This is a genomic window from Virgibacillus salarius (assembly GCF_039521925.1).
Taxonomy (GTDB): Bacteria; Bacillota; Bacilli; order Bacillales; family Amphibacillaceae; genus Virgibacillus; species Virgibacillus salarius.
Genome location: NZ_BAAACY010000027.1, coordinates 12917 through 37810, shown reverse-complemented (window position 1 = coordinate 37810; position 24894 = coordinate 12917). Strand labels below are relative to the sequence as shown.

The following is a 24894-nucleotide window of genomic DNA, read 5'->3' as shown; positions in this document are numbered from 1 at the left end:
TAATGAAAAAGAAAGAGGACAAGCTACTACGTTATCTCATAGTATATTCACTTAAGTAGCTCGCCCAATTTCATCTAACCACTCTATTTCAACTCTTGATACTCTTTTTCTGTATAGGGCTCATACGGAACCCAATTTGGAAATTGAAAATCCTCTCGAGAAACATTTTCATTTTCTTGAATTGCCTTAGTGAAAGCAGCATTATAGTCATCCGTGAAATCCGTTAATGCTCCTTGTAAATCTTCCACCTGTCCCGTTAGGTAGCCCATTAAAATAGAACCTGCGTCATTATCTGGTGCGTTCTTTTGTAGCGCAAGGCGTACTTCTTGCGTTTTCGGGTTGACAACAACCGGATTAGGGACACGAACCGACATCTCAGAGAAAATCTGCGCAATGTCATTTACTTCGGAAAATGGTAGCTCGACATTAATATCAGACGCTTCCTTCGCAATCAATGGCTCACCATCCTTGAGAATTTCGCGATATATATTTTCCTGTAAAAATTCTAAAAATAGTTTTACTTCATCCCAATGCTCGGTATCTTTAGATACATAGAGACCATCGTTACTACCTAATCGAAATTCTCCATATTGCTGACCATTTGGATTCTTTGTGGGTAAGGGAACTACTCCCCAGTCATCAAATCCATTTTCATGAAGTAACTGACCCGTCCAATTCCCATCGATTAGAAAAGCTGCTTGACCAGCAGTAAAAAGTTCTCTTGCTACCGTAGAATCTGTTTCCAAGGTTGATGGTGATAAAGCATTGCTATCCAATAAATCCTTCATCCATTTTATTGTCTCTACATATCCTTCTGTGTCATATTTATAATCGCCATTTGCATAATCATAACCACTTTCTGGTGAAAGCTCTGTTGCCATTAATTGTGTTACAGCCCTTACTAACCAACCAGACTGACCACCGAATATGAGACCATAAGATGATCCATTGGATTGATCATATATTTCTATACCCACTTCCTTTAATTCCTTCCATGTTTTCGGAACTTCATCAATCCCAAGATCATTCAATACTTGTTTATTGTAGAACATATAATATGTCCCACCTTTGTATACCGGAAACAAATACACATTTCCATTTAGTGATGCATTCCCTTCATCAAAGACTCCCTCCGTGTATTGCGATTGAACGTCTTTTGGAAAAACCTCATTTAGTTCATGTACAAGATCTAAATCTACAAATTCATTTAACGTAAAGGCATCCGTACTAAATATATCAGGAAGATTACGATCAGATATTGCTGCTTGGTATTCTGCTTCACTAGATTCAACATTCAAATTATTAAGTTCAACCTTAATATCTGGATGTTCTTTTTCAAATTTTTCGATTAAGATGGGAAAATAGCTTCTCCCCGCAGCAACGTTATTCCAAAGCTTGATTGTTGTTTTATCAGCATCGTCTTTATCTGCTTTTGAACTATCACTTTGACAACCAAGTAATAGAATTCCTAAGAATAAATAACAAATCATTATAAAAAAACACTTTTTTACCATGCGCACACTCTCCTTCATTATTAATTGTAATAGCCTATTAAACTAGCATTTCAATTAGTTGGAAGCTTGTTTATCTCCCACTGATCGGTAGTACCACACAAGGGTATGACCTACAGACATTTGAACTAATCGGACATTGACTGACAGTTGACCCACCCTTACCCATATTAGTTTTATTTTATTGCTTGAAGGTGGGCTTACTTCCAGTTATATGCGGAATAAAGTGAAGCTTCCATCCGTGGGGGGTTTTTCCCCACGGATGGTTAGGGAACCAATCGGACATTTACTGGCAGTTGTTCCCTCACTTAGCCATATTGGTTTCTCTTTATTGCTTGAAGTGGAGAGACTTACTGCCAGTTATATGCGGGATAAACATTCTTACAAAAGGAATACAAAAAACCGTATTTGTAACTGCTTATTCATGAAAATAAGCCCCCGTCCCAAGAAACGAATTGCCTCTTCATAGAACTCAAGCCAATCCTCCACCATCAACGACTAAAGTGGTTCCGGACACCCATGCAGATAGATCACTAGCTAAAAATAGTACTCCTTTGGCAATATCCTCAGGTGTACCAATTCGTTGCAACGGTCGATTAACCCCAGATGACACTAAAAATTCTTGGTCATTAACATTTAATTGCTCTGCCTCCCCTCTTAATAGCGGTGTGTCTGTATCACCTGGACATATACAATTAACACGGATATTATCCTTTCCATGATCAATTGCCATTGCCTTAGTCATATTCACCACTCCTCCCTTAGCTGCACAATAAGAAGCGGCATCATCTCCTCCTTTTAATCCCCAGCCGGATCCTGTATTAATAATGCTCCCTCCACCATGATTACGCATGATTGGGATTACATACTTAGATAGTAAAAACACGCTTTTTAGCGATACGTCCATCACAAGATCCCAATCAGATTCCGTATGATCTACCGTATTTTTCCTTCGGATAACACCAGCATTATTAAATAATATATCTATATTACCGGAAACGCTTTCAATAATAGCAACCACAGCTTGGCAATCTTCATTAGAGGTTACATCACATTGTAAAAAAGCGGCATCACCCCCAGCCTGTACAATCTTGTCAGCCTGGTAATTCCCCTCCTCTGTATTAATATCAAGCATAAACACTTTACAATCTAATTCAGCCAATATTCGAGCTGTTGCTAAACCGATCCCTGATGCAGCACCTGTAATAACAGCTACTTTATTTGTTAATCCAAATAATTGTTGATTATCCACGCTAACCGACATCCCCTCTCACCTAAGAATTATTCACTTAATTAAATTAATTAATTATTAAATTTTTAAACATGTTATCATGCTAATATAATTGTGTCAATATTCTTTTTCTTTAAAAATATGTAGAAAATAGCATACTAACTACTAACTTTAATTGTCTAACAGGTACTAATTATATACAAATATATGTTTGAAAATTATAACTTATTATAGTAGAATTAAATAAATTAATTTAATTAATTATTTTGTAGTGGTTTTTTTCTATTTCTGCGTCGTTATTTATACGTTTATTCAACAGGAGGTACTTATGAACATTGAAGCCTTAAAAAAGGAATTTCATACTATTTTTCATGCAGAAACAACACCACGGATATTTTTTGCACCTGGAAGAATTAATCTTATTGGGGAACACACCGATTATAATGGAGGTTATGTCCTGCCTGCTGCCTTGTCATTTGGAACTTATGCATTGGGAGTAAGACGAAAAGATAAGAAATTTCGTTTTTATTCGATGAATTTTCCTGAAAAGGGGATTGTAACATGTGATATTACGCAGCTCATCTTTGATCCGGCAGATGATTGGGCGAATTATCCTAAAGGAATGATTCAGCTACTACGGGAGCACACCAAATATATTCAAACCGGTGCTGATATTCTCTTTTATGGAAACATTCCAAACAGAGCTGGCCTTTCTTCTTCTGCTTCGATAGAAATGGTAACTGGAATTCTATTAAAAAATTTGTATCAATTAAAAGTGAACCGCTTGCAATTAATTCAATTAGGGCAAAAAGTAGAGAATACATTTATAGGAGTTAATAGCGGCATTATGGATCAATTTGCAATCGGTATGGGAAAAACAGGGCAGGCGATTCTATTGAATTGCCAAAGTCTTGAATACAAATACGCTCCGTTACATTTAGAAAACTATGTCATCCTAATTATAAACACAAATAAACATCGCCAACTTGCTAGTTCAAAATATAATCAACGTCGTTCCGAATGCGAACATGCATTAAAAGCGTTACAGAGTAAGCTCCCCATTCAAACTCTTTGTGAACTGACCCGTGAAGATTTTGATGCAAATAAGCATGTAATTAGGAACAAAGTTATCCAAAAACGGGCAAGGCATGTTGTCTATGAAAATGCTAGAACATTAGATGCAGTGCAAAGCCTACAAGAACATGATCTACAGCAGTTTGGAGAATTAATGAATGCATCACATCAATCGCTTCAACAAGATTATGAAGTGACTGGTTTAGAATTAGATACTGTCGTTGAAGCTGCCTGGGGTCAGGAAGGTGTATTAGGAGCTCGTATGACAGGTGCAGGTTTTGGTGGTTGTGCAATAGCAATTGTAAAAAAGGACAAAGCTGATTTGATTATAAATCGTATTAATAAAATATATGTCAACACTGTTGGATACAATGCGACGTTTTATACAGCAGTTATGGAAGATGGAGCAAAAGAACTAAGCGAAGGAGTGCTTTAATTGCGTATTTTAGTATTAGGAGGAGCGGGTTATATTGGCTCTCATGCAGTATATCAATTAATCGATCAAGGTAAAGATGTAGTTGTCATAGACAATTTACAAACAGGTCATTCCAAAGCGATACATCCAATGGCAACCTTTTATAAGGGGGATATTAGAGACATTAACTTTTTAATTGACGTTTTCAAAAAGGAATCCGTTGATGCAGTCATACATTTTGCTGCGAACTCTTTAGTTGGTGAATCTATGGAAAAGCCCTTACTCTATTTTGATAATAATGTCTATGGTACACAAGTCTTATTGCAAGTCATGGTAGAGTATGGAGTCAAGCATATTGTGTTCTCTTCAACTGCTGCCACATATGGCGAAGCTACTATCAACCCTATTCAAGAGACGATGCCTACAAATCCAACTAATGTCTATGGCGAAACGAAGCGTACAATGGAGAGATTAATAGAATGGACGGCCAAAGCCCATGGAATTAACTTTGTATCACTCCGATATTTTAATGTAGCTGGCGCACGAGAGACAGCCGAGATCGGAGAGGACCACCGTCCAGAGACACATCTTGTGCCAATCATTTTACAAGTAGCACTTGGACAGCGGGATGCGATAACGATCTTTGGTGAAGATTATGATACTGACGATGGTACCTGTATTCGCGATTATGTCCATGTCGAAGACCTTATTCAAGCACATATCCTAGCACTTGATTATGTACAAAATGGCGGTAAGAGTGATGTGTTTAATCTTGGCAGCAATACTGGATTTTCCGTTAAACAAATGATAGATTCAGCGCGACGCATTACAGGGAAATCCATTCCAGTTAAAACGGGAGAGCGACGAGCTGGTGATCCGGCTGTCCTAATTGCTAGCTCCAAAAAAGCTAAGGAAGTATTGGGATGGAAGCCAATGCGAACTTCGATTGAAACTATTTTAAGCGACGCTTGGAAATGGCATACGACACATCCGAACGGTTATGAAGGGGGATGAAAAGAATCATGATTTACCAACAACTTTCGAGACTAATTAAGCAAGCTCTTACCATTGGTTTCATTGAGGAACATGATCAAATCTATGTTAGAAATCAAGTCATGCATTTACTTAACCTAACCAACTTCCCAGAAGATACCATTCCATCGATAGAGGATTCCATACCTAATTTGCTAGAAAGCATTGTAGAGTATGCAGCTCGCCATCAAGTAATAGAAGATATTTTTGAAGAGAAAGAAATGCTGGCTGCTTCCATCATGAACTGTTTTATGGCTCGTCCATCCGATATCAATAGAACGTTTTACGCAAAATACGAACAATCACCGCAAGTAGCCACGGATTATTTTTACCAGTTAAGTCAAAACAGTAATTATATTCAATTGAAACGAATACAGAAAAATATTCATTTTAAAACAAATACACCTTACGGAAAAATGGATATTACTATTAATCTTTCCAAACCAGAAAAAGACCCTAAGGAGATTAAACGGGAAAGAGAATTAAAGCAAGACCTAAACTATCCTAAATGTGTGTTATGTATTGAAAATGAAGGGTATGCTGGACGTGTGGGCTACCCAGCACGTGCCAACCATCGTGTAATACGGGTGCCATTATTGAAAGAGAATTGGTATCTCCAATATTCACCGTATGTTTATTATAATGAACATAGTATCTTACTTGCAGAAGAACATCGCAATATGAAAATAGATAAACAGGCATTTGAACGTTTGGTACAATTTACCGAAATGTTTCCCCACTACTTTATTGGATCAAACGCTGATTTACCAATCGTCGGTGGTTCCATTTTAGGTCATGATCATTATCAAGCAGGCAATTATAAGTTTGCCATGGCGCAAGCAGAAGATGCTTTTACCTTTGCATTAGATCCATTTAAACATGTATTATGTTCCGTATTGAAATGGCCGTTATCTGTTATTCGGTTGCAAAGTAAAAACAAAGAACAATTAATAGCAGCAGCTAATTTTGTGCTGGAATCATGGAAAGGATATACAGACGAATCCGCCTCTATCTATGCCTTTTCAAATAACATTTCTCATAATACGATTACTCCAATTGCTAGACTACATACTAACGGCGTCCATGAATTGGATCTTGTCCTACGGAACAATCGCACCTCTGACGAACATCCCATGGGAATCTTTCACCCCCATGCTGATGTTCATCATATAAAAAAAGAGAATATTGGACTAATTGAAGTAATGGGGCTAGCTGTATTACCAGCTCGATTAAAGGAAGAATTAGCAGAGATTAAAAAATATCTGCTTGATGAAGCGTGCCATATTGCGGATTATCATCAAGCATGGAGTAAACAATTGAAAGAAACATATGGTTCTATTAAAGATAAAAATGAAGCATTATCCATTATCATGGAAGAACTAGGAAAGAAGTTCACTAAAGCCCTTGAAGATGCAGGCGTATTTAAAAACAAAGAGCAATTCTTACGTTTTATCAACTCACTAAATAGAAGTGACGATACAATATGAACATACTAACTAAAGCAGTTACAGAAAAATGGAAAGAATATACATTAATAAATGACAAGCGAATGTCCGTTAGTCTCTTAAATTATGGCGGTATCATCACAAAAATAATGGTTCCGGATCGAGATGGTAATATAGAAAATGTCGTACTAGGATTTAAAAATTATACAGATTATAAAATCAATCCTGCTTTTTTTGGTGCATTGGTTGGTCCAGTAGCTGGTAGGATTCAAGGTGCTTCCTTTCAGCTCAATGGCAAGGAGTATTTACTGGAGAAGAATCACGGGCTTCATCACCTTCATAGTGGTGCAAACGGATTTCACCAGGTGATCTGGGATGTCCAACCATTGCAAACAGACGATACTGTTGGTGTGAAGCTGACGCATAATACAGCAGGTAGTAATGAATTTCCGGGTAATGTGTCTGTAGCTGTGACATACACGTTAACAAATAGAAATGAACTCACGATTCATTACCATGCAACTACCGATAAAACAACTCCAGTCGCTTTAACGAATCATAGCTATTTTAACTTAAATGGAAATGCAAAACACAGCGTGAAAAATCATGTTGTGGCATTTAATAGTGATTCATTTATTGAACTAGATCATGAATTAATTCCAACCGGAAAACAGCTCGATGTCAAACAGACAACTTTTAACTTCCGCAATGGGCGTTATCTAGCAGACGGCATGTTGACTCCTTCTGAACAGCATGAGATTGCAAGTGGTGGCTATGACCATTACTTTCTGTTTGATGGGATTGGAAATATACAGGTAACCGAAAAAAAATCCGGCCGAGTGATGAATATTACTACAAGCCAACCAGGAATGGTGCTATATACAGCAAATACTTTGGAAAAAGATATGAAGTTAGCCAACGGATTCGCTGACAAGTACATGGGAGTATGCTTCGAAACACAAGGAACTCCAGCCTCTCTCCATCACAAGCAGTTCCCATCCATTCTTTTAGAGCCAAATGAAACATACCAGGAACAAACGGTATACTCCTTCCATATAAAGTGAAACTTCACTCCGTGGGGGTTATTGTTTATCCAGCACGGATGGTTCGTACCATAAGGGTATGACCTAAAGGCCCTTGAATCAATCGGACATCTACTGGCAGTTGGTCCCCAACTCATCCATATTGATGTCCCATTATTACTTGAAGAGGGATATTCCTACAAGGTTATATGTGGGACAAGACGGAGACAAAATTGTTTTGATCAGACAACAGCTAGATCTGATAGCTGCTCTGGATATATACGTCGCTTTTCCGCGAGCACATTGGTTAGCCTCCCTGTGCTAATGGTACTGGTGTTTCTCTAGTTGAATAAGAAAGACTTCGGGTAGCTCCTTCTGACGAGTAGCGAATAGAACGAAGGACATGAACCTTAAAAGATAATTTGTCGTTACCAGACTTCAGTATTCTAGAAAAGGAGATGTCCTATTTTTTTCAAACTATCATTCTACATGCCAATGCAATTAAGTGAACTACTCCCACCACTTACCACCCTTACGGATTGCTTGAAGTGGGGGTTTCTTGGGTAATCGCCACTTTTAGTAGCTGACGAAATGGACCAAGCTAACCCTCTTGTTCCAAGAGTTTATATTTTATTAGGCACTTGCTAATAAGCGAATGCCTTCTTTTCTGATATTAAGCGCTGAATTATAATCTCTATCGAGATTTAGCCCACACGAACAAGCGTATGTTCTAATTTCTATAGGCATTGGTTGGGTATTTCCGCAACTCGAACAAGTTTTGGTAGATGGGAACCATTTAAATTTTGATAAGTTGTTTCCCTTGTTCTTTTAGTTTGTACTGTAAGAAAGAAGGGAACATTCCCCATCCATTATCAGCTACGCTTTTACCGAATTTAAGTGCTTGTGACATTCCGTTCATGTCTAAATCTTCAATCACAACAGCATCGAAGTTAGACACTAACTCCTTTGATTTATGGTGAAGAAAGTTTTTGCGTTGATTGGCAACTTTCTCTTGAATTTTAGCTACTCGAATACGTTGTTTATTCCAATTTGCAGAGCCTTTCTTTTTACGAGAAAGTTTACGTTGTTCTTTTGCTAATTTATTAAGTATTTGTCGATAAAACTTAGGATAATTGGCTTTCTCACCCATTGAAAAATCTAAGCCAACAACTTTTTCAATTTCCTTCCTTGTTATCTCCTTCTCGTACTCTGTAAGAATCGAAATATAGTATTTTCCTGATGAAGTCATAGACAAGGTACAAGATTTGATGTTGTACTCCGAAGGAATTGCTCGATGTTGCTTGATTTTGACCATTTTTAATTTAGGTAATTTGATATGACCATCCAACAACTGAATATTTCTATTGACGACATTCGTTGTGTAGCTTTGTTTATGGTGTTTGCTTTTGAATTTTGGGAACTTGGCATTCCCTTTGAAGAAGGCTTTATATGCCTTATCTACGTTTAGTTGAGCGTTTGCCAACGCTAATGAATCGACTTCTTTTAGCCATTCGTATTCTTTTTTGTAATTGGCAGGAGTAGGATGTTTTACCGTTTTCCATGCTTCTTTATCAGCTTTTAGGCTTTCATACGTTTCTATATTTTTTTACTACTTCAATAGGCGAACCGCCAGTCGTCAACAAACACAAGCTTCTTGACCAAAACATTTCTTTCCATAACTTTTTACGAACATGAGGAAAATCCCTCTTGCTAAATCTTGAACTGGAACTTTTATAGGAATTGATGTTTCGATCATTCACTATTGGATTGTGCTTTGAACAAAAAAGGAAAAAAAGGCCTTTGGGCTGTCGCCCAACCGAAACTCATCTCCCCCTTACCGTTGGGCTACGCATTTCACACGCTTGAGGATGGAGACTTCTTTCGGAAGTACGTTAAATTTCCCAGATTCAAGTACTATATTCATAGCGATAATTATATATAAATTGATTTTGCTTACGGTAAAAAGCTTGAGGAGTCGTTTTCATCATTAAATTACGAATACGACAAAGGAAAGGGTGCTCGAATTGCGCCATAATCCCTACTCGTCTGGAAATCTTGCTGATTTTATTTGCTCTATCTACTCTCTCTTTCTGATAAGCTTGTAATCCACTATCTGGATGATTGAATAAAGACATGCCTAGGATGTAGGCATCTTCAATTCCTTGACATGCGCCTTGTCCCAAGTTTGGTGTCATAGCATGAGCTGCGTCTCCAATAAGAGCAATATTGTCAAAAACATATTGGTCGATTGTAGGAATATCATAGATATCATGTTTTAGGACATGATTATTTTCGGTAAGCTTTACGAAGTCAGTAACATGCTGTGGGTAGTTTTCTAGGCGTTTGATCAAATCTGAAAGAAAATAATTAGATATAAGGTGATCATTTGGCCGAGTGTTAATAAGCATGTACCAGTATGCCTTTGTTTTAGATATCGGTAAATAACCAAAGCGTCCATTCGGTCCCCATAGTTCATGAAGTTCAGCGTTTAAATTCATGTGGTTGTCTATTTGGGTAACTCCTCGCCAACAAGTATAGCCAGCGTAACGAAGTGATATATTCGGCAGCAATTGCTTGCGAATAACAGAATGAATTCCATCTGCCGCGATTAACATGTCCCCTTTGACTTCTTCACCATCATTCATTAACACGGTGACTCCATGTCGATGCTGACGACATTCAACAGCTTTCTTTCCAAAGTAAACAGGGACTGATTTTAATTCCTCTAGAAGAATATGGTGTAAATCTGCACGGTGAATAGCGATTGTTTGTTCAGGAAATAGACTTTCATTAAGCTTTGATAACGTTTTCCCTTTATCAGAAGAAATAACAAAACGGTTTATGAACTGACCATGTTTTTTTAATTTTTGTGTTATCCCCCATTCCTCAAAAATACGGATAACGTTAGGTGCTAAAATAATTCCTGCTCCTACAGGTTCTAGTTTTAGTGCCTTCTCAAACACTTGTACATTCATTCCAAGTCGTTGAAGTGCTATGGCTGTACTTAATCCAGCAATTCCCCCACCTAAAATAATTACTTTTTTCATATAAAATTTTCCTCCTATTTTGTCATTAAAACATAAATAAATGTAAAACTAAGAAAAAGACAAAGGGGCGTATAGGCAATCGTATCCATTTTAGAAAAAGAAGTCCTTCGTACTTTTTTAAATAAACCTACATAATTAAAGTCACCGATGCCTCTAAGAGCAAAAACGAGAAAACAGAAAAAACAAAGGATACTAACTAGCTTCGTTTGCTTTACAAATGGGATAAGTGAGCTTTGAATGCCTAAGATGAAGCATGAACTAAAAAGGCAAACAGCCACTAAGAGTGTTACCCATTTCCCGGGGGTAAACTTGTGATGATTATGAACATCTTGAGGTATGACGGCACTTATTCCTTTTGTTCCCCCAAATGCCCAATAAACGTGAATGAAGGCTAGTAGAAGCAATATGAGACAAGAAATGATCGAAAAGAATATCATTGATCCTCCTCCTTATTCATAATAAATTGTTCGAGAAGCAGTGAAACTCTTCGGTTCACACTTTGAAGAAGTGTCGTTACGGATTGTTCATGATGTACCCACATCATCACCGATGTAAAGTACGTGCCTAAGAGAATAGAAGCAATATCTTCAAGTTCGACATGAACTTTAATATGTTCTCGTTCTATTTCTTCCTTTAATAGATTCATTAACAGGTCTTTAAGTTGTTGAACCGCATTCATTTCATCATCAATAATTCCCGAGGTTTTGAACAATTCCGCTACAGCAAATTTCATTAATTTTGGGTATTCTTCATACCTCGTCGTTAAATCAGTAAATAATGTGATGATTTTCTGTTTTACATCCATATCTAAACTCTCTTGGATATTAGTTATCCGATCCATTTGCGATTGTCCAACAAATAAAAGAACAGATTCCTTCGTAGAAAAATAATTGTAAAACGTTCCTTTTGCAATCCCACATGCTTTGGTAATTTCAGAAACACTGACTTCATCAATACCTTTTTCAGAAAACAAACGAATAGACTCGAAGAAAATCTTTTCTTTTAGCTCTTTTTTTCTAGCTTCTCGTAACACATAAATCACCTCCACGATAATGACCATAGTCATAATTTGACTACGGTCATTATTTTATCATGCTCACCCGTTTATGTCACCAATTTATTGATTTTGATATTTAGTTGCGTCTTGCAAAGACAATATCGGCGATATAGCGCATCAGCATACTTAGCTACTTCCAAGCTTTAGTGCAGCGCATGTGAATAGAACGAAATAGTCATTTATATTATCAATGGATTAATGAACAAACACACGAGCCCCGTAAAACACTAGTAGCAGCAAGCCTCCCATCGTTTATAGAAAGCTGGGAGGCTTGCTGCTACTTCATTTATTTAAGATTGATTTGCTTGAAGTAAGTGAATAAAATGCGCTAAAATTCTTGCGGTTAATCCCCATATTACTTTATCATTATATTGATAAAACAGCTCATCTAGTTGACGAACTTTCCAATCATATTTCTTACCACCTTGAATTAAGTCATACGGAAAATTTGCTTCAGGAATCACTTGAAAATTCACTTTGTAAACCTCAGGTTCTGTTTCAAGAAAGTATTGAAGTGGTACCGTAAAAACTTCTTCTACCTCTGAACGATTAGCTTCTATTCCTTCTGGTTTCTTAAGCCGTCCAACAAAAGGATAAATAATTCTTCCAAAGTCTGATACCATATAATCTAATGGAATAACATCGTCAATTTCCTCCTCACGTATTCCTAATTCTTCAGCAGTTTCACGTATAGCACATTGTCTTTCATTTATATCGTCTTTTTCAACCCTTCCGCCTGGAAAGCAAATGTCACCCGGTTGCTGACGCATTTTTTTCGAACGGACTTCAAAAACAAGATGTGTTTCATTACTTATATCAACTAAAGGAAGTAATATAGCGAACTCATGAAATTTTTCACTACCTAAGATGGTAGGTTTTCGATCACTTAACCTAGAAATAACTTCTTTTGCATGCAAAATCCTCACCTCCAGTTAAAAAATCTATAGTGTACTGCTATTATACAATTCTCTTAATTTAATAAACAATTATTATACAAAAGTGCAAGCGCCCGATTAGAAACGTAAGGACTTGAGCGAATCAACAGAGATAAAGGAATCACGGTGAGTTTGTGAGCCGATGCTGACTTAGATTAGGGTGATTCGTAAAGTCTCCTAATTTCTGGGTGTTGGAGCTGGACGCGGTTCAACACGCTCCTATTTATCCACAAGCTCAAATTTTATAATTTCCTATTAATTTCCTAGACTAATACAAAACGGTCCAATATTAGTACCGTTCTCCGTTTATTGAGAAGAACTTTTAGAAAAACACTGCATAATAAAATGCATCCTCCATCGATGTAAATGACACTCTTATAAAATTCTCTGTTAATAATTGAAAGCAAATAAAAGGAGCCAACGATTCCTACGAGGACAGCAACAGCTGATACCCATGGAAGGCGGCTCAATCTGCAATTAAATGGCCATTATCGTTTTAATGTGATATCTACTACTATCGGAAGGTGGTCGGATGATTCAGAATAATGTACGTTGGAATTTTTATATGTCACATCTGATGAAGTTAGAATATAATCTATACGCTTCGTTGGATGGAGAACGGGATACGTATTAGCTTCAACTACATCTTTAAATGTATCTACAACGTTTAGCCCTGTCTGTAAACGTTCTAATTCTTTACTTTTAGGTTCTGCATTCAGGTCCCCCATTAATACGGTTGGTTCATTATAATAGGAGGAAATTTCTATAATTTCTTCCACCTGTCCCATTCTAACATGACTTAAACCTAAATGCGTATTAAAAACAGTAAGATGTACTCCCCTTACATTAACCTTACCTATTAGTAAACCTCTTTGCTCCCCATCACTAGATAAATGTATATTCTTCGAATCTATAATTGGATACTTACTAAGTATAGCTGTGCCATATTGTCTATTTTCTACTTGTTTGGGGGCTGGCTTTAAATTTAAATTAGCTCCAAATGTATAATGGTATCCTACTAATTTTGCTAATTCTCTTGCTTGATCTACAAATTGGCTTCGTTCCCCAAAATATCGATCAACCTCCTGAATAGCAATAATATCAGCATTTGTCTCTTTAATCACATTTGCAATGCTTGGTAAGCTTAACTCATTATCCAAACCAACGGCATGATGAATATTATAGGACATCACTTTTACCGTGATATCTTTTCCGAAGCCCTTTGCATGAATATGTTCTGATAAAGCAAAGGATAGAATCAACATGAAGCTAAAACCAATAAAAACTCTCTTCAAATAACCACTTCCTTCTATCATTTCATATCTACATTCATTTATCTTTATTGTAACCAGAATAATCTTACAATATATTAAACTAGCTTAAAGCTACAGTTAATTTTATGTTAATTTGTTTTTTATTTTACATGTCGATATTTCCCGGGAAATAGAAAAACCTGACAAGCATACCCTCTTCATTCTACAAAGTCACTCCATCTTCGAATCTTCATAATGGATCTCTGCACCACTCTTGCTGGATTCATATACAGCAGTTAATATTTTCATTATTTCAACCCCATCATGTACAGGGCTTATTGGTTCTCTTTTTTCTTTGATACAAGTAATAAAATGATCAACTTCATTTTGAAACCCTTTAGTAAAATCAAAGGATAAATCATCTATTTGTGGGGTAATAGTTAAGATTGTGTCATTTTTTTCTGTAATAAGTCGGAGCTCAGGTTCTATTTCTGCGCCACCTTTATCTCCGAAAATCTGAACAGCCATGGCGTCTTCTTTTGCATGGAGTGTGAAGCTGGTATCTAGCAGTAACGATGCACCATTATCAAAACGAATCATTGCATTAGCTAAGTCTTCCACATTATTTTTATCTGGATCGTAGTCTGCAGCCTTATAGTAATCTTTGTGTTTTATATTCGAGCGATTTCCTAATTTGTAATATGTATTTCCACTAACCGATTTTACTTTTGGTTTCCCCATAAGGTACCAGCAAAGATCAATTATGTGGACACCTAAATCAATTAATGGTCCTCCTCCTGATCTTTCGTTATCTGCAAACCATCCTCCTGGATTACCTAATGCTCGTATACATGATGCCTTTGCATAATATATTTCTCCTAAATCTCCAGATTCAATAAATTTCTTTAATACTTGTGTATTTGTACCAAATCGACGTACAAACCCTACTTGTAGTACTTGTTCTGGATTGTTGTCTACCGCCTCTGCAACTGCCATTGCCTCTTTTACTGTTTTACACAATGGTTTTTCAACTAAAACATGCTTCCCAGCGTTTAATGCTTCAATAGCTATAGAAGCGTGTGTATTGTTCCAGGTACAAATACTAACAGCATCTACCTTCCTATCTGCCAACAGCTCCTTATAATCCGTATATACTGTTTTATCTTGATACGCTGCTGCTTTTTCATGTGCACGTTGGTTATTATGGTCACATATAGCATAAATGTCTACATCACTATTATTTTTATACGATTGCAAATGCATATTAGAAATTGATCCAGCACCTATTAACCCAATTTTCAATTTATTCAATTATTAGCCCTCCCTTTCGTTTTCTAACGTTTAGGCAAAAGACAATATATTCATCTCATTTTTTGTCCTAATAAAATTGTAAATTTATCCCTTTAAAACTGGCAGTAAGACCACTACTTTGAGCAATAAAGTGAACCCTTTATTTAATTCTCCTCTTCCCATAACCTTTTTATATTATCCATACCAATTTTACATGCCTCTTTACACGCTTCCATTCCTTCAAATTCTAACGTAATATTATCATCATAACCAAACTGCTTAATCGCTTGAATTATTTCTCTAATATCGATATCTCCATGACCCACAATAGCGCCTCGCAAATAGTTTCCATTGGATGTTCGAATCCACTTCCCCGCTCCAGGGTTTTTCGATTGTGGCCGGTAATAAAAATCCTTAAAATGGATAAGTGAAGCGTAGGGGAGGTTTTTTTGAACTCCTACTATTGGACTTTCGTCGACACACATAAAATTACCAATATCTAATGTTGTTTTAAAGTTAGGTCTATCCACTGCTTGTAATACACGTTGCACACGGTCACTATGCTGTACAGCTAAACCATGATTCTCAATAGTTGTTGTAATTCCAAATGGAGCAGCATAATCCGCAATTCTCCTACTCCCTTCAACAATGTATTCTAACTTATTTTCAAAATAGGCAATCGTTTGTTCGTCTGAAGATAAATCAAAAGCTGTTACATCATGACGCATATGCTTTATATTCATATGCTTCATTAGGTCAACATGCTTTTTAACTCGATCTATTTCCGCTTCAAATGCCTCTTGTGAATCCTGAATAAAATTAGCCGGAATAGCATAGTTAGAAAGCTCTATCCCATAATATTCTGCCCTTTCACATAGCTGCTCTGCTAGTTTCCAATTATCAACCAATGTATATCCGAACGGAACTATTTCCATATGTTCTCCACCGTTTGCAGCAATCCATTGCACAGCATCCAACACACTCATTTCCCCCGTATTAATAACATCTAGTAAACTATACGTACTTAAACCTACTTTCAAAATGCTCACTCCTTTATTTCCACTTTAATCCTTTAAAGCAGTTGTAATTACGTGAAGGGTATGGTGTAATTCATGAAGCTCATCTTTTTGTGAAGCACCTGTCATCTTTATCACTTTTTCGAATGAAGCTCTATCCCAGTTATTCCACGAAGTAACGAGCATACCTGGCATATTTTTTAATTTTTCACGTTCCTGTGCTTGTTGTATTCCCTGTTCTAATAAATCTACTGCGGCATCTGTTTTATACCAGCAAGCTGGAATTACAGTGAAGCCCTTTGATATAAAATTACCAATAGAAGGGTATGCTGGAAGCTTATCATAATGCCAGTCTGTAATTACAATGTCTTTTGGAATATGGTCAATCGCGTCATGTGTTCCGAATGTATCCCCTTCCCACTCGTTATATCCAAATCTTTCACTGTCATTTAAACGATCTCCCCACATAAACATTTCTACATTATGTGTTCCAACTAAATGATGATGTAAATCATTTACTACGTTTGCAAATAACTTTGCTCTGTCTTTCCCACGGCATCTGGGACAGTTAGGGTTAACCATTTCAAAAACTTCATCCATGCCAACATGAAAGCCATCAGCATCAAACGCTTCTATAATTTCATCCATCAAATCATAGACTAATTGATGTATATCTGGATGTTCCGGACACCAGCTTCTACAAAAAATTTCAGGCCACACTGCATCGAGTGAAATTTCGGGCGTTTCGTCAAATTGTGGGTATGCCGTAAGTATCGAATTACGTTTTCCGCCCCAACCCTGATGACCTAAACATTGAAATAACGGGATTAGTCTAATATTATGCTTTCGACATACGTCTGCAATCACCTTTGCATCCTGTCTCGTTAATGTACCCTCGGTTATCTCTGGATGTTTCTTAAAAACAAACGAGGTATTACATTCTAAAAATAGATAGTTAATCCCTTGCGGAACTAAAACATGATGAATAAATTCTTTCAACGGTTCCACTAAGTCATGGGAACCAAATCGTAAATGAAAACCTCTAACCTTTGTTTTCTCCATTGGCATAACCTCCTTCATCATTTATTAAATGGGCTCCCTTTAACAAAATAACCGACTCTATTTAGCACAAATTCGCTAAACATTGAATTTGCCCATGAGAACCAAGGTCTCGTATAATCTGCTGGATTATCGACATGAAAGCCTTCATGCATTAATCCCGTATTTCCATCTGTTACTTTAAAGGCATTTAATATTTCCTCCTTTTCCTGCTCTGTCACTGCAGTCATCCCTTGAATTGCTAGCGCGATATGCCAAATATAATGCTCTGGTGTATGTGGACTTCCTATTCCCTTAGCTGCCTTGCCTTGATAATAATATGGATTATCTTTACTAAGTATGAATCTACGCGTATTTAGATAAATGGGATTGTTGATATCGCAATAACCAAAGTATGGAATGGAAAGTAAGCTAGGAACATTTGCATCATCCATCAGATTATAATTACCAAGACCATCCGTTTCATAAGCATAAATGGTTCCATACGTCGGATGTTGTACTTTAGCAAATTGTTCTATCCCTCGATCTATCTCATTAGCCAATCGAACTGCTTCTTCTTTGAGAAATCGATCATCTAGCACTTCATCTGCTATTTCTGCTAACTGTTTTAAGACGACGACAGCAAACATATTTGCCGGAATTAAGTAACCGTATTGACAGGCATCGTCACTTGGACGAAAACCACTCCATGTCATGCCTGTATAAGCTACAGGTGATCCCTTCCCATTATTCGAAAGTGTATCCTGTTTGGGACAATTGTCCCTTGCAAAATAGTAGGTGGAGTCAGCTTCGTGATCCTGCTCTGTTCGCCAAGTATCAATAATCCTCCTGACTGCTGCTAAAAATTGTGCATTAAAATGAGAGAGTCTTCCGGTTGATTTCCAAAACAAATAAGCCAGCTGTAACGGATAGCAAAGGGAATCAACCTCATACTTACGCTCCCACAGTAATGGAGTCATACTCGTTTGATCATCATGGTATCTATTCCCATTCGCCGTTTCATTAAAGGCATTGGCATATGGATCATGCGTAATAAACATGAATTGCTTTTGCAATACGCCTTGAATCATATCTGCTATTTCATGATCCGTTTCTGCAAGTAATAAATACGGTCGTACTTGTGCAGCCGAATCTCTTAGCCACATTGCTGGTATATCCCCTGTGATCACGAAAGTAGTTCCATCTACTTGAGGGCGAATGGTTGTTTGGTAGGTGTTTGAAAAGCATTGCTCAAACATTGCTTGTATCTTATGATCTTGTTTAAAATGTCGTTTTACCATATCGATCATTTGCTTCATCGATATTGGTACATTTATTTCCACTACATCACCACATCCTTTCTATGTATTAGCAGTATTCATCTCAGCCCACTGAGCAACAAGCCGTTATTGGTATCAGCCAATACGGAATACGTTGTTTATAGTTTTTGTTTAGAAAAACCGATGGTAACAATTTCATGTTTTTTCACAGGAAATGAGCAGCTTGATTCGATTTCGTTCATGAAAGGACTTACTACTTCCTCCAAGACATTACTTCGATACATATAATTGCATGAAGCTGGTGAATGAACCGTTAAACGAGCGTCCCTATTCGTTAAATTGAATCCCCGAGCTATCACATCACTTGATTCATCCGATACTTTTAAAGAAGTAAATGCAAGTAAATTTGATTGCCATTCAACAAACGATTGAGCTGGAGGTAAAACTCCTTCCTGTATAGCTGCCTGCTTTACCATTAGAGGTACTTGGTATTGATACGAGTCTTGAAATGACACAAGCTTGCTGCGCTCCCCTTCATGCGGATAGATACAAATGGAAGCCGTTTGCTCACCTAAACATTGAGCCTCAGGGGTTGGAAAGTATCCCCAATCTCCTAGTTCCCTTACAGATCGAAGTAACGTGATGGCAATTGTATTTCTTCCATCGCGTAATATTTCATACTCATTTAAACCAAAATTAGCGATCGTAAGCCCTTCCAATTCATTACTAACGTTTACAAATGCTTGCTGATGCTGGGAATAGTCTGGATTTGCCCAATCTTTTGCAGGCTCATTTGATCGCTCTGCTACTTCAAATACAGAGTCAGCATAATGCGTATCTGTTTGTATATCTGTCGGAAATAGCATTCGTAACCGATGATCCTTTGCCTGATTAGTAAAGGAAGTAGTAATTTGTACACCACGGTTATTTTTTTCCAATGTGACATAGGTCGTAATCGTATGAGTAATGGTATCCGTAACTCGTTTGGCTTGCCTCCCTGTAAACCAAACAAGCTCTTGCTGTTCCTGATCTAAGAGCTCAGAAGCACCTTTAGGTAGATCCCATTCATGAACAATTTGATAAACCGCACGAAAGGGACTATCCTTAATAATCGTTATTTCCGCTCTTATATCCTTTGTTGTTAGAGGTGTCTCTTCTTTTGGCTGCTTGTACATATATTCGTTTCCAATGTCCCCCGTATCTTCATAGATACATAGATCCTTATAAATGCGGCCATTTTCTTTATTCGTAATAACCAGAGATCCATTTTCATTCATTTTTACATGTGTATATTTATTTTCCATTTCCCTTTCATTTATAACTAATGATTGATTGCTAGCCGTTTTTGATGCTCCTGAACGGTGTACCAATGCAAAGGTTTCATACCCTAGTGTCGGAATATTTTTCGCTTCAAATGTTAAACGCACCCGCCTCGCCATAAAGGGTTGTCTGAATTGGTTATCAGGTAGCTCATAATCAAAAGCTATCCCTAAATCTTCCCATTCACAATCCATTCTATTTCCATACGCATCTACCAATATTTTGGTACCTAATGGGAACGCTTTTAGCTGCTGTTTGTTTACTCCTGCAGAAAAATATTCTTTTCTCACATCTAAAACCACCGAAACAATTCCAGTACGAATTTGTCCGGTTGTATTGTACACAGCGAAAGGAATAGCATCTTCTCCCCATTTGGTAAAGGTTGTCGTATCAATATTTCTTGTTACGCTAGCTAAACTCTTATCGATAATAACTTCTGCTACCTGCTGACACTTCTCGAACCGAGTAACCATCTCACGATGAACTTCATCCACACTACAGCCGCATATACTGTCATGTGGATGATTCTGCATTAATATTTTCCAACCGTATTCAAATAAACCATGATCATATGTTTCTCCTTGTAAATAGGCAAAGGTAGCAAGAGGTTCTGCAACCTTTTCAAGCAGCACCTGACTTTGCTGATTCATTTGTTTAATGTAAATACGGGACGATGCAGTGTTTACAAGTGTCCCCCAACCATCCGTATGCTGGCTTCTTAATTCTCCATCAATGATTTTTATATCACTTGGAATAGAAGATGCAAGCTTCTCACAATACGCATTAAAATTTGAATGCATAAAATCCACATCAGGATTTAATTTCTTAGCTGTTCGCAGGGCTTCGGGCAAATTAAGTTGGATAGGCTGATGGTCACAGCCATTCATTAATAGCAGATGTGGCGTGGATGCATACTTCTTTAATGGCTGAAGCTGCTTGTCCCAATAGTCTTGAGCTAATTCTTTAGCTACTGGTACTTCATTTCCGTTACAATACCAATTGGCGAATAAGATACCAAGTACAGAAGAACCATCTGGAGAACGCCACAGCATCTCTGAATAAGGAGATTCATAGCTTGTATCTTCCTGAACCACATTATTGAATCCTGTGGGCTTAACTCCTCTCCCGAAAACGGCATGATGAATCCCTGCCTGGCTTAATACCTGTGGTGCCTGACCAATATTACCAAAAGAATCCGGAAAGTATCCTACATTGGAAATTCCTCCCCACTCCTTCGAATCTTTCATTCCATATAATAAATTTCGGACATTGGATTCACTACTTGTTAAAAATTCATCCTGTAGAATATACCATGGACCAATATATATCCGCCCTTCTTGAATGAACTGTTTTAGTTTCTCTCTCATTTGCGGACGTACTTGCAAATAATCTTCCAATATTATTGTTTGACCATCTAAATGAAAACTTTTAAAATCAGAATCATTTTCTAAGACTTCTAAGAGCTGATCCATTAATTTGATGAGATACATATGATGCTTCTCATATGGCAAATACCATTCCCTATCCCAATGTGTATGTGAAATGATATGAACTGTCTGGTTACCTTCCAATTGCAATCCTCCTTGATAATAAATAAATGGGTCTATAGAGGTGCGACCTAAATGTTTTTAAACAAAAACTTGCTATTATGGTAGTTTCATCTTTGTAATAAGTTAATTAGTAATACACAGAGTGACTAACATTTTACTTCTATGATTTCGTAAGGTTAACTAGAAATGTTTTTATTTCATATGGCTTGATGTAAAACTTAATCTGTTCTTCATGATGTTTCTCTCCAATTACGCGCTCCATTAGATCACATTCCTGCCATGATAAAATGGAAAAGTCACTAGTAAGTGATACTTCCTCACGTTTCCTCGTAAATTCATGAATCCTTACAATTGCTTGATCGCTATTCTCTGCCTTTTTAACCGCATCTATCATCACATGATTGACAGAGCAACGAAACATGGAAAAATCTCCTTCATTGACTCTTCCATTACTATATATGAGTGGTTTATTTAATGCCCACGCCGCTTCCACGGTTTGCCCTTCGCTCCAATTACCTTGATGAGGAAATAATGCATACGTAAATTCATGATAGCCTTTATCTGCACCTGGATCCGGATGAATCGGCGATTTGAGCAGGGAAAGCCTTATGACATTATCCTTGATATCATAGCCATATTTGCAATCATTTAATAAACTAACGCCATAGCCCTCTTCCGAAAGATCCGCCCACTGATGTCCAACTGTTTCAAATCTTGCATAATCCCAACTTGTATTCCAATGGGTTGGCCGTTTGACATTTCCAAATTGAATATCATACGTTGCCTCTGTTGAACGAATATCAACAGGGAAGGCTACTTTAAGCAGACGTTGATTTTCCTGCCAATCTACAGATGTTTTAAAATCTATACGACGGTGATTGCGATAGACAATCATATCTTGCTGAATAACCGACCGACCATAATTCCAAACAAAACGAATGGTAGCATGTAAGTCGCCAGTTTCAATTACATGAATAGATTGCAATAACGATACTTCCTCCATCTTTTCTTGATAAAATATGTCAATATCCCACGCATCAAACATAAGCGGTTTATCTTCGAATACTTGTAATACATTTCCAATCGCTTCTTTTGCCAGTACTTCTCGATTATTTTTACGATCATACAGACGAGTAATTTGCCCCTTTTCATTCCAAGAAACCATATAAAATGGGGAGGTAATCCCGTCCTCAGTATGGTTAAAAACCGGAGCAGCAGCTTGCTTTCGTGCTTCACTTGCAGACTGATACGCTATCCCCTTCCAGCCCATTGCTGGGACGTCTTTAACATAAACATAACAGCCTTCTTCCGTGACCTGTGTAGTTAATAATTTATTGTCACTATCCACCCATTTTCCATTCATATCTATCTGCTCAGACTTACGAATAAATACAGTATCATCTCGATTCCACGGTACAGAATTAAATATTGTCCACTTATTTTTGTCACTCTGAATAATACTTGAAACAGCATCATTCCACGTATTGTTCCCAATATCTTCTGCTTCCTGATACTCTTTCTTAGCATCTTTATATACTTCGTTAATAGAAGAGCCAGGGATGATATCATGAAATTGATTTCGCAATATCGCCTTCCAGCCTATTAATAAGGAAGCATCCGGATAGCGTGAAAAATTATCATGATAAACAGAAGCTATTGTACTAAGCCACTCACTGTCTCTATAAAGTAATTCAAGCTTTCGATTCATTCGCTTCATGAATGCTTGACTGGTATAGGTTCCACGATGAAATTCAAGATACAATTCCCCATCCCATGTATGGACATAGTTCTCGGTTTCTTCCATTGTTTCGTGCAACTTTCGAAAATAATCCTTTGCACGAGACGTTTTCACACGGGGAAGACCAGGTAATTTATCCATCCTGCTTCGCATTTCCAGCATTTCTCTATTTACTCCACCACCACCATCGCCATATCCATAAGAAATCAGTAGATCTTGATTCAGTTGTTTATCCCTATATGCTTCCCATGATTCCTTAATCACTTGTGGTGTCATGAAGCCGTTATATGTATAGTATCTTGAATCTGGCCAAGGCTCTGTCGTGGTAATAAAATGTGTAAGTATTTCACTACCATCTATTCCTCGCCAATAAAACGTATCATGAGGCATTCGATTAAATTGACTCCAGCTTATTTTTGTTGTCATAAATGTCTTAATTCCAGATTTCTTCAATATTTGAGGCAGCGCCCAGCTATATCCAAACACATCCGGTAGCCATAAATATTCACTTTCTATATTTAACTCATCTTTAAAAAACGTTCTTCCTACTAATAGCTGCCGGACAAGTGATTCTCCTGATGGGATATTACAATCAGCTTCTAGCCACATACCTCCATCTGCTTCCCAAGCACCCTCGGCTATTTTTTGTTTGATAGATTCATAGATAGCTGGATAATCTTCTTTTAAATAGGCATATAACTGTGGTTGACTTTGTAAGAATTTATATTCTGGATAGCGCTCCATCAGACGAAGTACTGTGGAAAAAGATCGTGCTGACTTTTCCCTTGTATGCTTTAATCGCCATAACCAAGCTACATCAATATGTGTATGCCCCACAGCATGGAAAGTAACGTGATTTGATTTCTCTAGTGTTTGTAACTGTTCCGTTAAAAAGGTTTGTGCATGATATATCGATTCATAAAAGCTCGAAGCTCCAGGGTTTAACCAATTAATTTTATTGATCGATTGGTTTAGTATTTGTAACAATTGATGCTTCTCCGGCTGATTCTCATTTAATACCTGGATTGTTTCGATCATCGCCTTCGCATCAAAATAAAAACCATCGACGCTTTCATCTAGCCAAGCAACTTCTGCTCTTCGTAACTTATATTCTTGATTAGTAGGATGGCCTCCTCCTTCGAGCCCTGACCATAATCGAAAATCCAAGGCTAGCGCGTTTCCAGCATAATCACTAGAAAGAAAAACCTCTTTATGATTGGAGTCAACGCCTTGATAGGGTTGTTTATTCACAAATAATAATGATTCAAATCCTGAATTATTCCCTCCACCTGTGTTACCAAAATCAAAAAAGCCAATTATTTGTTTTTCATCCCACTCTTTTGGAATGGGAACATTTGCAGACAACCATACATATAAATCTCTACCTTCCCACCTGTCTCCGATTCTAATTGTTGTATTGTCACTAATAGAGTTAGGTGGATATGCACCAATCTCACCTTCTTCATCTATACGGAAACTCCATTCAGCTATTTTTTTCGCATCTCGATATCTGTATACGGAAAGCTCTTCCATTCTTGCTTTTAGTTTTTCTTCTGTTAAAAACACCGTTGTCATCACCTCACTAACTAATTAGTTATGTAAGAACGGCTCGTATGACATTCCAAAAAGACATACGAGCC

General features: G+C 37.3%; 17 protein-coding genes and 2 pseudogenes. 4 read left to right on the top strand and 15 right to left on the bottom strand.

Annotation, left to right across the window (positions count from 1 at the left end; all coding sequences use genetic code 11):
* Nucleotides 1-83: 83 nt before the first annotated feature.
* Complete coding sequence (locus ABDZ84_RS04620) at nucleotides 84-1514, bottom strand: ABC transporter substrate-binding protein (protein ID WP_026682527.1); 1431 nt, start codon at nucleotides 1512-1514, stop codon at nucleotides 84-86.
* A gap of 469 nt (nucleotides 1515-1983) precedes the next feature.
* Complete coding sequence (locus tag ABDZ84_RS04615; RefSeq protein WP_034679513.1) at nucleotides 1984-2775, bottom strand: SDR family NAD(P)-dependent oxidoreductase; 792 nt, start codon at nucleotides 2773-2775, stop codon at nucleotides 1984-1986.
* 295 nt (nucleotides 2776-3070) lie between these two features.
* Here ABDZ84_RS04615 and ABDZ84_RS04610 point away from each other — a divergent pair, with 295 nt between their 5' ends.
* Genes ABDZ84_RS04610 through ABDZ84_RS04595 form a run of 4 tightly spaced genes read left to right on the top strand, consistent with a single transcriptional unit; the run spans nucleotide 3071 to nucleotide 7772 of the window.
* On the top strand, nucleotides 3071-4252 hold the full coding sequence (locus ABDZ84_RS04610; protein ID WP_026682529.1) for a galactokinase: 1182 nt from the start codon (nucleotides 3071-3073) through the stop codon (nucleotides 4250-4252).
* Complete coding sequence (gene galE, locus ABDZ84_RS04605; RefSeq protein WP_026682530.1) at nucleotides 4253-5245, top strand: UDP-glucose 4-epimerase GalE; 993 nt, start codon at nucleotides 4253-4255, stop codon at nucleotides 5243-5245.
* Between the two features lie 8 nt (nucleotides 5246-5253).
* Nucleotides 5254-6750 carry a UDP-glucose--hexose-1-phosphate uridylyltransferase gene (locus tag ABDZ84_RS04600; RefSeq protein ID WP_026682531.1) on the top strand — a complete coding sequence of 499 codons (1497 nt, stop codon included), beginning with the start codon at nucleotides 5254-5256 and terminating at the stop codon, nucleotides 6748-6750.
* On the top strand, nucleotides 6747-7772 hold the full coding sequence (locus ABDZ84_RS04595; protein WP_026682532.1) for an aldose epimerase family protein: 1026 nt from the start codon (nucleotides 6747-6749) through the stop codon (nucleotides 7770-7772). Before ABDZ84_RS04600 ends, ABDZ84_RS04595 begins: the two co-directional genes overlap by 4 nt.
* 591 nt (nucleotides 7773-8363) lie before the next feature.
* Here ABDZ84_RS04595 and ABDZ84_RS04590 read toward each other — a convergent pair.
* From ABDZ84_RS04590 to ABDZ84_RS04535, 13 genes and pseudogenes are all read right to left on the bottom strand, one after another.
* Nucleotides 8364-9330 (bottom strand): annotated as a pseudogene (locus tag ABDZ84_RS04590) (RNA-guided endonuclease TnpB family protein).
* Nucleotides 9317-9512, bottom strand: a pseudogene (locus ABDZ84_RS04585) (transposase); the annotation flags it as partial. The pseudogenes ABDZ84_RS04585 and ABDZ84_RS04590, both read right to left, overlap by 14 nt.
* 125 nt (nucleotides 9513-9637) lie before the next feature.
* A complete protein-coding gene (locus tag ABDZ84_RS04580) occupies nucleotides 9638-10777 on the bottom strand; it encodes an FAD-dependent oxidoreductase (protein ID WP_026682533.1) in 1140 nt (379 codons plus the stop codon).
* A 14-nt stretch (nucleotides 10778-10791) separates the two neighbouring features.
* Complete coding sequence (locus ABDZ84_RS21445; protein ID WP_026682534.1) at nucleotides 10792-11214, bottom strand: DUF3995 domain-containing protein; 423 nt, start codon at nucleotides 11212-11214, stop codon at nucleotides 10792-10794.
* On the bottom strand, nucleotides 11211-11810 hold the full coding sequence (locus ABDZ84_RS04575; protein ID WP_051388432.1) for a TetR/AcrR family transcriptional regulator: 600 nt from the start codon (nucleotides 11808-11810) through the stop codon (nucleotides 11211-11213). Before ABDZ84_RS04575 ends, ABDZ84_RS21445 begins: the two co-directional genes overlap by 4 nt.
* A gap of 314 nt (nucleotides 11811-12124) precedes the next feature.
* Nucleotides 12125-12751, bottom strand: a complete 627-nt coding sequence (locus ABDZ84_RS04570) for an NUDIX hydrolase (RefSeq protein ID WP_026682535.1) — start codon at nucleotides 12749-12751, stop codon at nucleotides 12125-12127.
* A 506-nt stretch (nucleotides 12752-13257) separates the two neighbouring features.
* Complete coding sequence (locus tag ABDZ84_RS04565) at nucleotides 13258-14064, bottom strand: endonuclease/exonuclease/phosphatase family protein (protein WP_343780339.1); 807 nt, start codon at nucleotides 14062-14064, stop codon at nucleotides 13258-13260.
* Between the two features lie 189 nt (nucleotides 14065-14253).
* Nucleotides 14254-15333, bottom strand: coding sequence for a Gfo/Idh/MocA family protein (locus ABDZ84_RS04560; RefSeq protein WP_343780337.1), 1080 nt, complete (start codon nucleotides 15331-15333; stop codon nucleotides 14254-14256).
* Between the two features lie 143 nt (nucleotides 15334-15476).
* Nucleotides 15477-16352, bottom strand: coding sequence for a sugar phosphate isomerase/epimerase family protein (locus tag ABDZ84_RS04555; protein WP_026682537.1), 876 nt, complete (start codon nucleotides 16350-16352; stop codon nucleotides 15477-15479).
* A gap of 24 nt (nucleotides 16353-16376) precedes the next feature.
* Complete coding sequence (locus ABDZ84_RS04550; RefSeq protein ID WP_343780335.1) at nucleotides 16377-17390, bottom strand: family 20 glycosylhydrolase; 1014 nt, start codon at nucleotides 17388-17390, stop codon at nucleotides 16377-16379.
* A gap of 17 nt (nucleotides 17391-17407) precedes the next feature.
* Nucleotides 17408-18685: a glycoside hydrolase family 125 protein gene (locus tag ABDZ84_RS04545; RefSeq protein ID WP_343780351.1), complete on the bottom strand. Its 1278-nt coding sequence runs from the start codon at nucleotides 18683-18685 to the stop codon at nucleotides 17408-17410.
* Between the two features lie 119 nt (nucleotides 18686-18804).
* On the bottom strand, nucleotides 18805-21537 hold the full coding sequence (locus ABDZ84_RS04540) for an alpha-mannosidase (protein WP_343780333.1): 2733 nt from the start codon (nucleotides 21535-21537) through the stop codon (nucleotides 18805-18807).
* A gap of 139 nt (nucleotides 21538-21676) precedes the next feature.
* Nucleotides 21677-24820, bottom strand: a complete 3144-nt coding sequence (locus tag ABDZ84_RS04535; protein ID WP_343780331.1) for an alpha-mannosidase — start codon at nucleotides 24818-24820, stop codon at nucleotides 21677-21679.
* Between the last annotated feature and the right edge of the window lie 74 nt (nucleotides 24821-24894).

Excerpts from the sequence above, each read along its gene's own strand:
- ABDZ84_RS04580 (WP_026682533.1), bottom strand. The coding sequence starts at position 10,777 with ATGAAAAAAGTAATTATTTTAGGTGGGGGAATTGCTGGATTAAGTACA.
- ABDZ84_RS04550 (WP_343780335.1), bottom strand. The coding sequence starts at position 17,390 with ATGGAGAAAACAAAGGTTAGAGGTTTTCATTTACGATTTGGTTCCCAT.
- ABDZ84_RS04595 (WP_026682532.1), top strand. The coding sequence starts at position 6,747 with ATGAACATACTAACTAAAGCAGTTACAGAAAAATGGAAAGAATATACA.
- ABDZ84_RS21445 (WP_026682534.1), bottom strand. The coding sequence starts at position 11,214 with ATGATATTCTTTTCGATCATTTCTTGTCTCATATTGCTTCTACTAGCC.
- ABDZ84_RS04545 (WP_343780351.1), bottom strand. The coding sequence starts at position 18,685 with ATGAAGCAAATGATCGATATGGTAAAACGACATTTTAAACAAGATCAT.
- ABDZ84_RS04615 (WP_034679513.1), bottom strand. The coding sequence starts at position 2,775 with ATGTCGGTTAGCGTGGATAATCAACAATTATTTGGATTAACAAATAAA.
- ABDZ84_RS04620 (WP_026682527.1), bottom strand. The coding sequence starts at position 1,514 with ATGGTAAAAAAGTGTTTTTTTATAATGATTTGTTATTTATTCTTAGGA.
- ABDZ84_RS04610 (WP_026682529.1), top strand. The coding sequence starts at position 3,071 with ATGAACATTGAAGCCTTAAAAAAGGAATTTCATACTATTTTTCATGCA.
- ABDZ84_RS04600 (WP_026682531.1), top strand. The coding sequence starts at position 5,254 with ATGATTTACCAACAACTTTCGAGACTAATTAAGCAAGCTCTTACCATT.